The sequence below is a fragment of the Lutispora saccharofermentans genome (assembly GCF_024363565.1).
Classification (GTDB): Bacteria; Bacillota; Clostridia; order Lutisporales; family Lutisporaceae; genus Lutispora; species Lutispora saccharofermentans.
Genome location: NZ_JAJEKE010000025.1, coordinates 19,545 through 32,244 on the forward strand (window position 1 = coordinate 19,545; position 12,700 = coordinate 32,244).

14 protein-coding genes are annotated in these 12,700 nt (G+C 40.8%); 4 read left to right on the forward strand and 10 right to left on the reverse strand.

What is annotated here, in order from left to right:
- Positions 1-78: 78 nt before the first annotated feature.
- From murB to uvrC, 5 genes are all read right to left on the reverse strand, one after another.
- Positions 79-996: a UDP-N-acetylmuramate dehydrogenase gene (gene murB / locus LJD61_RS18825; RefSeq protein WP_408615878.1), complete on the reverse strand. Its 918-nt coding sequence runs from the start codon at positions 994-996 to the stop codon at positions 79-81.
- Positions 996-1,700 carry a coenzyme F420-0:L-glutamate ligase gene (locus LJD61_RS18830; protein WP_255229118.1) on the reverse strand — a complete coding sequence of 235 codons (705 nt, stop codon included), beginning with the start codon at positions 1,698-1,700 and terminating at the stop codon, positions 996-998. Before LJD61_RS18830 ends, murB begins: the two co-directional genes overlap by 1 nt.
- 143 nt (positions 1,701-1,843) lie before the next feature.
- Positions 1,844-3,187: an ABC transporter substrate-binding protein gene (locus tag LJD61_RS18835; protein WP_255229119.1), complete on the reverse strand. Its 1,344-nt coding sequence runs from the start codon at positions 3,185-3,187 to the stop codon at positions 1,844-1,846.
- Between the two features lie 131 nt (positions 3,188-3,318).
- Positions 3,319-3,582, reverse strand: a complete 264-nt coding sequence (locus LJD61_RS18840) for a PspC domain-containing protein (protein ID WP_255229120.1) — start codon at positions 3,580-3,582, stop codon at positions 3,319-3,321.
- Between the two features lie 68 nt (positions 3,583-3,650).
- Entirely contained in the window at positions 3,651-5,510 is a 1,860-nt protein-coding gene (uvrC, locus tag LJD61_RS18845; RefSeq protein WP_255229121.1) for an excinuclease ABC subunit UvrC, read from the reverse strand.
- A gap of 90 nt (positions 5,511-5,600) precedes the next feature.
- Here uvrC and LJD61_RS18850 point away from each other — a divergent pair, with 90 nt between their 5' ends.
- Together LJD61_RS18850 and LJD61_RS18855 are read left to right on the forward strand one after the other, a co-directional pair.
- On the forward strand, positions 5,601-6,314 hold the full coding sequence (locus LJD61_RS18850) for a hypothetical protein (RefSeq protein ID WP_255229122.1): 714 nt from the start codon (positions 5,601-5,603) through the stop codon (positions 6,312-6,314).
- An 88-nt stretch (positions 6,315-6,402) separates the two neighbouring features.
- Positions 6,403-7,167 carry an SDR family NAD(P)-dependent oxidoreductase gene (locus tag LJD61_RS18855; RefSeq protein ID WP_333783156.1) on the forward strand — a complete coding sequence of 255 codons (765 nt, stop codon included), beginning with the start codon at positions 6,403-6,405 and terminating at the stop codon, positions 7,165-7,167.
- Positions 7,168-7,208: 41 nt separating this feature from the next.
- Here LJD61_RS18855 and LJD61_RS18860 read toward each other — a convergent pair whose 3' ends face one another.
- A complete protein-coding gene (locus tag LJD61_RS18860; RefSeq protein WP_255229124.1) occupies positions 7,209-7,667 on the reverse strand; it encodes a YbaK/EbsC family protein in 459 nt (152 codons plus the stop codon).
- Positions 7,668-7,808: 141 nt separating this feature from the next.
- Between LJD61_RS18860 and LJD61_RS18865 the strand changes: the two genes are divergently transcribed.
- Positions 7,809-8,522 carry an EcsC family protein gene (locus LJD61_RS18865; protein ID WP_408615892.1) on the forward strand — a complete coding sequence of 238 codons (714 nt, stop codon included), beginning with the start codon at positions 7,809-7,811 and terminating at the stop codon, positions 8,520-8,522.
- A 23-nt stretch (positions 8,523-8,545) separates the two neighbouring features.
- On the opposite strand, the gene LJD61_RS18870 is transcribed toward LJD61_RS18865, so the two are convergent.
- Positions 8,546-9,043, reverse strand: a complete 498-nt coding sequence (locus tag LJD61_RS18870; protein WP_255229126.1) for a hypothetical protein — start codon at positions 9,041-9,043, stop codon at positions 8,546-8,548.
- A gap of 248 nt (positions 9,044-9,291) precedes the next feature.
- Here LJD61_RS18870 and LJD61_RS18875 point away from each other — a divergent pair, with 248 nt between their 5' ends.
- Entirely contained in the window at positions 9,292-10,257 is a 966-nt protein-coding gene (locus LJD61_RS18875) for a peptidylprolyl isomerase (protein WP_255229127.1), read from the forward strand.
- A gap of 13 nt (positions 10,258-10,270) precedes the next feature.
- Here the strand turns inward: LJD61_RS18875 and LJD61_RS18880 are convergent, their stop codons facing one another.
- Genes LJD61_RS18880 through LJD61_RS18890 form a run of 3 tightly spaced genes read right to left on the reverse strand, consistent with a single transcriptional unit; the run spans position 10,271 to position 12,685 of the window.
- Positions 10,271-11,023, reverse strand: coding sequence for an ABC transporter permease (locus LJD61_RS18880; RefSeq protein ID WP_255229128.1), 753 nt, complete (start codon positions 11,021-11,023; stop codon positions 10,271-10,273).
- Entirely contained in the window at positions 11,010-11,753 is a 744-nt protein-coding gene (locus LJD61_RS18885) for an ABC transporter ATP-binding protein (RefSeq protein WP_255229129.1), read from the reverse strand. Before LJD61_RS18885 ends, LJD61_RS18880 begins: the two co-directional genes overlap by 14 nt.
- Positions 11,750-12,685: an ABC transporter substrate-binding protein gene (locus LJD61_RS18890; protein WP_255229130.1), complete on the reverse strand. Its 936-nt coding sequence runs from the start codon at positions 12,683-12,685 to the stop codon at positions 11,750-11,752. Before LJD61_RS18890 ends, LJD61_RS18885 begins: the two co-directional genes overlap by 4 nt.
- Positions 12,686-12,700 lie beyond the last annotated feature (15 nt).

Consider the following 12,700-nt stretch of genomic DNA (forward strand, 5'->3'; position numbering starts at 1 on the left):
TAGTATTATCAAAAGGCAATTTTGAATGCGGCATGAAATGAGAAAGCCACAGAGAACTTTCCGCCCTGTGGCCTATGCTCATTCAAACCTGCCTATCAGCCTGATTTCCGTCTCAAGCTTAACCCCAAATCTCTCATATACGGTTCTTTGTATGTGCTTGATCAGATTGTATATATCCTTTGCGGCAGCATCGCCTGTGTTTACGATAAAGCCGCAGTGCTTCTCGGAAATCTGGGCTCCTCCGATGGTATAGCCTCTCAATCCGGCATCCTCGATAAGCTTGCCGGCGTAATAGCCTTCAGGCCTCTTAAAAACGCTCCCCGCGCTTGGCATGTTCAATGGCTGCTTGCTCTGCCTTCTGTCCGAATATTCGTCCATAAGCATTTTGATATCCGCTTTATTAGCTCTTTTAAGTTTTAAGGTGCATCCCAATACTGTATAGCCGTATTTATCAACCGCGCTCTTCCTGTATCCAAATTCCATTTCTTTATTCTGAAGAACCCTATATTCAAGGTTTGAATCCAGCACCTCTACTTTTTCCACTATGTCTTTCATTTCGACGCCATAGGCCCCTGCATTCATGGATAGGGCTCCTCCGATAGAACCGGGTATGCCGCTGGCAAACTCCATGCCGGATAAGGAGCTGCAGGCGGCTATCTTTGCCGCTTCAGGCAGTTTGGCTCCGCACTGGGCAATGAGTCTGTCTTCTATTATTTCAACAGCAGACATTTTATCGCCGAGCTTTATAACCGCTCCCCGTATTCCTTCATCAGACACAACCATATTGGTTCCGTTGCCCATCAAGATATATGGTATGCTATTCTCTTTCACATATTTGATGAACTCAACAAGTTCCCTTATATTTTCAGGTTCAAAAAAAATATCCGCATTTCCTCCCACCTTGAAAGAGGTGTGATTTTTCATTGGCTCGTCATACTTTACACTAGAAAATAAATCATTAAGCTGCAAAACTAATCCTCCTCTGACATATACCATTAATCTTCCAGTCTTCTTATAATCCCTATTGGGGTTTGTTCCGAGCACTGGCCCAGAGGATTGTCCTTCAATATGCCTAAAAGCCCTTTCCTATCCATCGTCTCCCTGGAAGTTCCCAATATATTTCCTCCCAGATCATTTATATCGACTATCGCAACTTCAGCCTTTACGCTTTCGCTTATCTGCCTTGCAATCTTATCAGGGTTTTCCGGCCCCAAAACTACATATCTGTTATATGGCGGCAATGTGTTTGGTGTAGGTCCGTCAATAGAAGAAGCCTTGTATCCGGCTATCCTATAAAAATCTCCTCTTCGTCCTATAAGCTTTCCTAAAAACCCTACAACAGCGGCAAAAAGTATCTTAACAACTCCGCATTCTCTCAAAGCCATCTCCATAGTCTCAGGTATCCCCAGTCCTATGCCGGCTTTTGTCTTGGTGACATACCTAGATAAAAATCTGGCTAAAGGCCTTGGTTTGATTTCATCCAATGGGAAAGCCCTGCCTTGAGTTATGGCCACGGCTTTTTCACTGATAAACACTATATCCTCTTCCTTTAAAACCTCCTGGGTATATTTCTTTACCACATCAGCAATATTATCCTCTTTCATTATTACATGAGTCTTAACCGGTATCCTTATGTACTTCTTATTATTATATTCAATAACAGGCTGCTTTTCCTTTTTTCTGCTTTTCTCTTCCGACATATTATCTCCTCCGATTACCTATTTCCTGTTGTTCTAACTGATAACGAATTCACCTATGCTTTATTACAGTAAACAATTGTTACTTAATTATACAACATTATACTACCAGGTATCTATATAATTATTTGACAATATTCTATGTATTAATCATTCTGATATGAAAAATATTTATTTACCTGGGTTTTCATATCCTCCAATGCTTTTTCAGGAGATTTTCCGGAGTTAAGCACTTCTTTGATATTATATTGTATAACTGCATCTATTTCCTGCCAATTCTTATGCCTTGGCAGGTTTTCAGCATAGCTTAGGCCCCTGTTGATCGCATACATAGCATCATCTTTATCATATATCAGGCTGCCTGATTTTCTTGGAGAAAAGTAGCCGAATTTCGTTAAGTCCTGAGTGAAGCTTTCATCGGTAATATAGTTGATAAGCTCTGCACAAACTTTCCTTTTCAACGGGTCTTCCTGTTTAAACACACCATATGAATAGTATATATCATTCATATATACAGGCAATTCTGCTTCTCCACTGGGATAAGCCGCTACGGTGAAATCAATTCCATATTGGCTGCCTATGTTCTTAATGTATTGCACCATCCAGGCATCAGCAAGCAAAACTCCGCATTTTCCCGACAGAAAAGTGCTGAAGGCCTGCCCTTTGCTCATCTCCCCGAATTGCGGGTGGGTGACCCCATGCTTATGCTTGAGCTCATATAGCTTTTGCAAGCCTTTTAACGCTATGGGGCTGTTGAATGTGTAATTTCCGCTGCTATCAATGAACTGGGCGCCATCGCTCATCAAAATGCCTGTAAGGTTATAGCATCCCGGGTTAATATAGCCGTTGAGCCCATAAGTGCTGCCTGTTCCTTTTCTGTCTCCCTTATGGGTGAGCTTCTTCAGGCTATCGACAAACTCCTCATAAGTCCACTGGCCATCCTTCGGAAGCTCTGCTCCTCTTTGCTCAAATATTCGCTTATTCAGCAGCAAAGTATAGCCTCTGGCGGCCCAGGGTATGCCATAGACATTGCCTCTATAGCTTATGGATTCCAATGCCTCTTTATCCAAATCATTTTTGTTTGCATCGGTGATATACTCGTCCAAAGCATCCAAAAGGCCGGAAGAAATAAAAAACCAATCGCTGCCCACAGGAGCAATATCAGGATATGCCCCTATCTTTGCAGCCGCCATCAAAGTGGTCCTGCCGTTTTGTATATCCAGGGGCCTGAATTCTACATAGACTCCCGGATTCTTTTTTTCAAATTCCCGAATTCTTTTTTCTATCCATCCGAATCTGCTGCCGGTGGTCGTGTCCAGGTTGGGATAATCCCAGAATCTTATGATTCCTTTCCACTCCGGTTCGTTAGGCTTAGGCTCATAGCTTTTTCTGTAGTCTACGGCATATCGCTTAAATATAGCCGGTCCTGCAAAGATATATATGATCATTATAATGCATAAAAAAAGAGTCACAGCTCTTTTCATCTTCATTAAAACACTCCCTTTGGCTTCGTGTTTCGAGTTTCGAGAGCCTGGATTGCTCGCACAGCATACATATTCTCTCCATAATTTATATTCCGGTAGCAGAAAAAATAGCACAAAAAACAAAATGACAGGTATTTCTACCTGTCCTGTTCATCCTTCTCTACCTTATAATTTACATTTGCATAGGGATTGTTTTGATCGTAGTTGTCCGCCGGCTCTTCGGGTATTATAAATGCCGCTATGATATATGCAAGAAGGATTGGAAAGCCTGCACTCAAGAAGAAGAAGGCAACCCAGATCAGCCTTACTATGGTCACATCAATATCAAAATAATCGGCCAAGCCGCCGCATACCCCGGCCAAAGTCTTATTGTGTCTCGATTTATACAATTTTTTATTCATATCATTTACCTCCAATTAGCGCTTTTAGGTGCTTCTGTAACTATATACGGCAGTCTGTTGGAAAAGTCTTATTTATTGAAAAAATTATATATATTTTCTGCTGCCTTTCTATTCATGCCTTTTACAGCCGCCAACTCTTCAATCGATGCCTTCTTGATATCCTCAATTCCCTTGAAATGCTTGAACAATGCTCTTTTCCGTCCTGGACCTATTCCTGCAATCTCATCTAAAGCTGACTTTGCAATTTTTTTCTGTCTCAGGCTTCTATGGTATTCTATGGCAAATCTATGGGCTTCATCCTGCATAACAGCTATCAGCTTGAAAGCTTCGCTTCTCGCAGGTATCGCTATCTCATTTTCATAGTAAATCAAGCCTCTGGTCTTATGCCTGTCATCCTTTACCATGCCGCACAAAGGTATTGAAATATTCAACTCCTTCAATACTTCTGAGGCAGCATTCACATGGCCTAAACCGCCGTCAATCATAATAAGGTCAGGAAACTCAGAAAACTTTCCATGGGAATAGTCTTCATTTTCTTCGTCAAGCTTATTCCTTTCCTTGATGCCATGAGTGAATCTCCTCCATAGTATCTCCCTCATGCTCCCATAATCATCCTGACCTTCAAAGCCCTTTATCTTAAATCTCCTATAATTTTTCTTGGCAGGCTTGCCGCCTTCAAATACTATCATCGAAGCCACATTGTCCACTCCTTGGATATTTGAAATATCAAAGGCTTCAATCCGATAGATATCCTCACCGATATTCAGATAACCTGCCAGTTCCTTGCAGGCTTCTGAGATTTTCTTCGCTTTTTCGGATTTCTCCATCTCCAGCCTCAGATTTTCTTCCGCATTGCTGCGAGCCATCTGCACCAGCTTTCTTCTGTCCCCTCTCTGAGGGGCAATGATGCTGACCTTTGAGCCCCGTTTTTCTCCCAGCCATTCCTCAATCACCGCCTTTTCCTCAAACTCATCAGGCACGAGTACGGTTTTGGGTATATATAAGACCTTGCTATAAAACTGCTTCAAAAAGCTGCTTATTATTTCACTTCCGTCGCTGTTTCCAAAGTCGGATAAGAAGAAGGTTTCCCTTCCGATCAGCTTTCCTTTTCTTACGAAGAAAGCCTGGATGCAAACGGTTTCTCCATGCTCAGCATAAGCAATTATATCCTGATCCTCCAATCTGGAGGATATTATTATCTGTTTTTCACTGATTTTCTTAAGCGAGTCGATCTGATCCCGCAGCTCCGCAGCCTTTTCAAAATCCAGGCTCTCCGCATATCCCGCCATTTTTCCCTGGAGATCCTCAAGCAAATCCTGCTGCTTTCCTTCAAGAAAAAGGCAGACTGATTTAACAATCCTGTTATATTCTTCTTTGCTCACTTTCCCTGTGCAGGGCGCTATGCATCTTTTTATATGAAAGTTAAGACAGGGCCTTTCTTTACCTGCAACCCTTTCAATGTTTTTACTGCAGCTCCTTATGGGAAATATTTTGGAAACCAGCTCAATGGTCTGGTTTACCGCCCTTCCATCTGTATAAGGTCCAAAATACTTGGCTCCATCTTTTTTGATTTCTCTGACTTTAAGAACTCTGGGGTAGCTTTCATTGAGAGTGACCTTTATATAGGGATATTGCTTGTCATCTTTGAGCATCACATTATATCTGGGCCTATGCTTCTTGATCAGATTGCACTCCAGTATCAATGCCTCCAATTCGCTGGCGGTGATTATATATTCAAAATCCCGAATATTTTCCACCATAGCATAAACCTTGGGAGGCTGGTTTCTTGAAGCTTGAAAATATTGCCTTACTCTATTTTTGAGATTAATCGCCTTCCCAACGTAAATAATATGATTATCCTCATTTTTCATTATATATACGCCCGGCTTGTCAGGGAGGTTTTTTAGTTTTTCTTCCAGGTTTATCATGAGCTTGCCCCTTTTCTTATACTAAAGCTTTGTTTGATTTATTTTTAAATTTTATATATAATCATTTTATCTGATATGGAGGTGTTATACTTGTCTAATTCTATGAAGCTTATAGCTTTTATACTTTCTTTGTTTGTTTTTCTTATAGGTTCGGTTGTTTTCAATATGATACTGGGAATCACCCCTGCCGCACAGAATGAAGCAGGGCTAATGCCCGTGATCGCAGGTTATTTGAATATAATGCTAAGCACTATGCTGCTGGTTTTTTCCCAAGCCATCTTCCGCTTTAAATATACCCAAAGACAGATGAAAAAGCTTGGTCATTATAATATTATAGGGGAGTATCCTATAAATCCTTTCAGGCTGGTTGACAGGCTGATAATATATGTCTTCCCCTCAATACCTGTAATTTATCCTTTTTTTAGAGGAGAAAAGCTAAATAAATATACCCTATGGAGCATAGCCTTGCTTTTTATATTCATTATTATAACAGAAATATTGTTTAATTTGTTTAATAAATCAATGAAGATTGTGGTAACGGATAAAGGAGTGGCAGTAACCGGATATGATCTGCGCCTCGAGCTCCCAATCAGCGCAAACTATCCCAGTTCCTCGGGCTTTTACCCCTTTGAAAGAATTGAAGGCTTCAGGTATATGAAAAAAAAGATAACCCTTTATCAGACCTACGACCTTGGCCCCATAACCATCACTGCTCCGGAAGATGAAATCAAGAAGATAAGAGGGCTTCTGCTCCAGAACCACGTGCCGGAGAGCAAGCTGAGCGGTGCCAAGCACAACGGATAGACGGCTATTTCCAAAATTTAAGAAATAATGTATAATATAGCTTACAAGCATCATTGTTAAAATTTATACGATGTTAGGAGGATGTACTATGAAATTAGCTGGTAAAATCGCTGTTGTTACAGGAGCAAGTGCCGGAATGGGCCGGGATATTGCCCATCTGTTTGCAAAGGAAGGCGCTACTGTTTATGCTGTGGCAAGAAGGGTAGAAAGGCTTGAAGAATTAGCCGCCAGTTCAAAAGATTTTGCAGGAAAAATAATTCCATATGGCGCAGATTTGACGAAAAAAGAAGACGCCGAAAAGATCATCGATTTTGCATATAGCGACTCCAGCAGACTAGACATTCTGGTAAATAATGCAGGCATAATGGATGATTTCAGCCCTGTGGGCGATGTAAAGGATGAGATGCTGGAAAAGGTCTTTAATTTAAATGTATTTGCACCTTTCTACAGCAGCAGAAAAGCAGTAGAAATATTCTTGAAGCAGGGCAGCGGAAATATCATCAACGTTGCATCTATAGGCGGCTTATATGGAGCAAGGGCTGGAGCTGCTTATACTGCATCCAAGCACGCGGTGGTAGGTTTGACTAAAAATACCGGATACATGTATGCTAAGAAGAACATCCGATGTAATGCTATATGCCCCGGCGGTGTAGAAACAGAAATTGCCACAGGAGATTTCATGAAAAATGCAAATCAAGAAGGCATTGGTGTCATTATGGCGAACATAGGCGGAAATCCAAGAAACGGAAAAAGCATGGAGATTGCAACTATAGCATTATTCTTGGCTTCTGATGATTCCAGCTTTGTCAATGGTCAGTGCATAACTGCAGACAGCGGCTGGACTGCATTTTAGGATATTTATTGGCCCTGCAGGCTTAACCTGCAGGGCGCTTATTATTTGCAAACATCTACCCATATGCCTTTTGTCACTTCCGCCAGATAATCCACACTGATCTTCACGGCAGTGTTTGCTCCTCCCCCGGCAGGGAATACATAATCGAAAACCTTAAGGGACTCATCCAGATAGATATCCAGCAGCTTGATCAGTCCAAAGGGACATACTCCGCCTGCCGGATGCCCCGTAGCCTCTTCCAGATCATCCAAGCTGATGAATCTCGGCTTTTCAGCAAAATTGTCTTTAAATTTTCTGTTATCTACTTTTACATCACCTTTCGCCAGCAGCAATATATCCCTATCTTTGAGCCTGAATGCCATAGTCTTCGCTATTCTTGCCGGTTCAACTCCAAGCGCCGCTGCAGCGAGCTCCACCGTAGCCGTGCTCGTATCCATCTCTATTACTTCCAGGGGAAGCCCCTCATCTTTAAATTGTTTTTTTACACTTTCTATACTCATTTTTATCCTCCGATATTTATACTTTTGTATTATAATATCATTATAATACAACAATATAATAGAAGCCAGGCTAACCACAGGCTTATGAATATTAAAAGATATCGTATTATTATACTTTCTGTTATAAGGCAGGTGTTTGGAATAGATACCTATTATATAACCGCGTCTATAGAATTGAATGAATGGAAAAAAAGAATGAAGAAAAGGCCTTCTATAATCAATAAGGCTTCAAAGGGCGTTCAAAATAAGATCAACAGCATGCTGCCTGATAAATATCATGAAATTCTTACTTCTGCTATAAAAAATATGGTCAGAATCGTGCTATCGGGTTCGGAATATATGACCAGAAAGCCTGATATGCTTATGTCCTTTGAAGAAAGAGAGAAGCTGGTCAAGGAAAAGATAAGCTTTTATAAAAAAACCGCCATGATTGAAGGCGCAGGTACAGGTGCAGGAGGAGTACTGATGGGCTTTGCAGACTTTCCCCTGCTTCTCAGCATAAAAATCAAATTTTTATATGATGTCGCATCCATCTATGGCTTTGATGTCAGAGACTACAAAGAAAGATTATACATTTTGAAAATATTTCAGCTCGCTTTTTCAAGCCAGGCTGCAGCAAATAAAATCTTTTATGAAATGGAAAACTGGAATGAGCTCTCCAAAGCCCTGCCCAGCAGTTTAGAGCTTTTTGATTGGAGAGGTTTTCAACAAGAATATAGAGACTATATAGATATTGCGAAGCTTTTGCAGATGGTGCCCGGAATAGGAGCAATTGTGGGAGCCTATACCAATTCCAAGCTTTTGGATAAGCTTGGAATCACTGCAATGAACTCTTATAGGATGAGGATTTTATAGAGCCCGATTGGGGAAAGGTGGATTTATTCTTTGAAATCCACCTTGGCCAATTTCCCATTTTCATTCATAGTTATTTGAGTTATCTTAGAAAGCTTTTTTTCATCATTTATTTTTGCACATTCAAGGACTTGGAGGACCTTCGCCGTAGGCCCATCAGCTTTATAAACGTCCCCTAATATTTTAAGTATGGAATAGGGATGGTCAGGGTCTTTAAGGCCTATAAATGAAGAATTGGGTGCTTTGATAGCATCTGCAATGAGCTTTGCATAGTCTATATCTGCAAGATCGGCTATAAGAAAATAATCCGTCTCCTCCTTAAGATCTTCAAAACCCTTCACCTGTTTGATTTTAAAGCTTCCCTTTGCAACTGCACCGGCGGCAGCCATAAGCGGCAGGATGCCCCAGCCTCTGTGTCCGGAAATTATCAGGCAGTCTTTTCTCATTATCGACTCTTCTATATAATTTCCTTGACCCTCTGTCATAAAGCCTTGGTCTACCATTTTCTTCAAAAAGTTGTTCATTCGATCTCTCCTATCTTTTACTGAAAAATACTATGTTATTACAACCGATACGTTATATTATTATTCTATCATAAATATCATATCAAATACATTTTAAAATATTTTGTATTCAAAATATTTTATTGAAAGCCTTATAACCTTATTTGTATCAAGCTTGTACTGTTTACATAGCAGGTGAAATGGCTTATAATATTACTTATCCGACATCCGGCAATATGCTATTACTTTAAAAGAAAAGAGATGATTTGTTGAATAAGAAAAGAAGCCTATCCATGGTGTTAGTTGTTTCAATGCTGGCAATATCTGTTATGCTTACCGGCTGCAGTTCTATCGGTACTGCCCAGGCATCAGATGATATTATTGTAGCAAAGGCTGCAGGCCAGGAAATCAAAAAGTCTTATTATGATGATATGTTTAATATATTTAAGGTCCAGCAAGAGCAAAATTATGGACCGGAAATATGGGAAAAAGAAGTCAGCGGTAAAAAGTATATAGATTTTGCAAAAGAGGAGCTATTGAACTCTTTGATCGATGAAACAATTTTGTTGAAAAAAGCTGCTGATTTAGGAGTTATAGCTTCCCAAGATAAGGTTGATGAGGAAGTCGAATATATCAGGCAGATGTTCGAATCAGATAAAGAGTATAAAGATTACCTTGCTGCCCAGGGCATCACAGCCGATTATGTAGTAAACAGCATTCGCAAGAGAATGATTATCAGTAATTTTATCAATGAAGTCACCAAATCGATGGATGTGCCTGAAAATGAACTTAGAGCAGCCTATGACTCTATGAAAAGCAGCTTTATAAGTGTTAAGGCAAGCCATATTTTGATAGAGAGCGAAGAAGAGGCAACAAAAATTTTACTAAGAGCGAAAGCCGGTGAAGATTTCAACAAGCTGGCTGCAGAATTTTCCATTGATCCCAGTGCAAAAGAAAATAGCGGCGACTTAGGCTACTTCAGCGCCGGTGACATGATTCCCGAGTTCGAGGAGGCTGCATTTTCTCTGGAGCCCGGTCAAATAAGCGGTTTGGTGCAATCCGACTACGGATTTCATATCATTAAAGTAGAGGATAAAAAAGTGCTAAGCTTTGATGAGACTAAGACTCAGATTAAAGAGGAGCTGCTTTCCAATAAGAAAAATGAATATTTTACTTCCTATTTTGAAGAGTTAAAATCAAAGTCCGAAGTAATAACGTATATGGAAAACCTATAGGTTTTCCATTTTTTTAGAGGAAAATCCATGGGCAAAGCTTTCTTTCCACAATATCCAAAGCCGTCAAAAGGAAAAGCCCGAGAAGGCTTAAGCCTAATATGCCCGAGAACATATCCAGATAATCCACCATTGTCCAGGCGTTCATTATATAGTATCCGATACCGTAAGTAGTTGCAAAGTTTTCAGCAAAAAATAAGGTTGAAATGCTTATTCCTAAGCTTATCCTGAGCCCGGAAATCAGTTTGGGCATCACTGCGGGCATGATCAGATGCCGGTATATCCCCACTCCTGAAACTCCCAGCGATGATACGGAATAAAAGAGCTCCTTGGGTATTTCCTTTACCCCGTCCCTCACTGCTATAAGTATCTGAAATATGATTATAGTGACAATAAGCGTGATTTTAGATAAATCTTCGATGCCCAATAAAATCATGAATATAGGCAGGAAAGCTATTTTGGGCAAGGGATATAGTATATATACAATAGGGGAAATTATAGCATCTCCCCTATTGTTCATGCCTATCCAAAGCCCCAACGGAACCCCCAGAAGCATCGATACGGCTATAGCTGCTGCTATTCTCCCAAAGCTGGCCAGCAGATGCATCGACAATACACCTGGCAGCAAAGCTATGAATCGCTTTACCGTTTCATAGGGACCGGGTATAACGTTTGATTTTATGGTGATATGGAGCATATACCATAGAAAGCATACCATCAAAATGCCATAAACGGTTTTATCATTTATACCTCTCTTAAATATCTTCATATGATCTACCTTCCTCAAGCCATCTTCTTACTTCAAGACATATGTTGTAATAATCAATCCTGGAGCGGATTTCCGCATCACCAAAATAGGGATTGTCAATTATCTTTCTAATCTTTGATTTCTCCATAACGACAATCTCTTGCCCTAAAAACACCGCTTCTTCTATGCTATGGGTTACAAACACAATAGTAACAGGCCTCTTCTTATAGAGCTTCAAAATGAGGTTCTGAGCATTCTCCCTGGTCATAGCGTCCAGCGCAGAGGTAGCCTCATCCAAAAGCAGCAAATCCGGCTTTGTAACGAGGGTTCTGGCTATGGTGACCCTCTGTTTCTGGCCTCCGCTTAATTGTGCGGGATACTTAGCCTTCAGATCTCCAATATCCAGTTCATTCAGTATTTGATTTACCTCTTCATGAATATCTGCCTTATTTATTCCCCGCACCTTTAATCCTAAAGCTACATTATCCCATACGTTTTTCCAGGGCAGCAGCCCATAGTCTTGCAGGATTACCCCTGTTTTTCTCCTGCTCCCTTTCAATTTTTCACCGTTGATCAGAAGCTCTCCTTCTTTAATATTAAGAAGCCCTGCCAATAAATATAGCAGGGTTGTCTTTCCGCATCCGGATGGCCCTATGATAGCACAGGTGGTATTTTTCTTTATGCTGAGGTTGATATCATGCAATGCCTCATCCGGGCCGTATGAAAAATGCAGATTTTTTATGCGGATCATTGCTTCACGAACTCCCTTACAACGAGGTCTTCCGGTTTTACTTGCATATCCTTCTTCAATACATTCTCAACCCATGTGATTACCTTTTCCAAATAGGCTGCATCCGGCAGTGACGCTTTGCTGAATTGAGGCAGAGCAATGCTTTCCTTGATTTCCGGCTTCAAATTCAGCTTTTCTATCAATATCTCTCTTGCTTTATTCTCATCCTTATTTATATCTTCAACAGCCTTATCATATGCCCGGTGGAACAGCTCAACAGCCTCGGATTTTTCTGCCAATGCCTTGCCGGTAAAGGCCATGACATCAGGGCAATATCCGTCCTCCGGATCAAACATTCTCTTTTCAAGGCCTCCTAAGGCACCCATGGATGCCATAGGCTCCGGAAATAATCCCATATCTGCCTTGCCGCTTTTTATCATTTCCAGGCGTGCCGGTATCTCATTTATAAATACCTTTTCTATATTATATTTATCACCCAGCCATTCATCTATCAGAAAATTTGTGACGCTCACTTCCATCATGGCCACTTTAATATCCTTTTTCTCCTCATATCCTGCTTTAACTAAAACAGGAAACATTCCGGAAGTTGTAGTCGTTACCTTGATATCGAAGCCCCCGTTCACATTGGCCGCAACTGCGATGAGGTCAGTCATTGCGCCATCTATTGAATTTGTCTGAAGTGCACTTTGTCTGTCCTGTCCATTATTAAAAACTATAAGCTCCACATCTAATCCTAATTCCTTGAAATAGCCCTTTTTTTCTGCTATAAACATAGGTGCTGAGTCTACAGCGGGCATAAGGCCTACTTTTAAGGAAAGGTTTTTAGCCTCTTCCGGCTTAACAGCCTGCGGCGGAGTGCCGCTGTTGCTGCAGCCTACTAAGGATATAAGACTTAGTGCCAATACTACAGCCAATAATTTTCTAATGTTCATTATATGTATATCCTC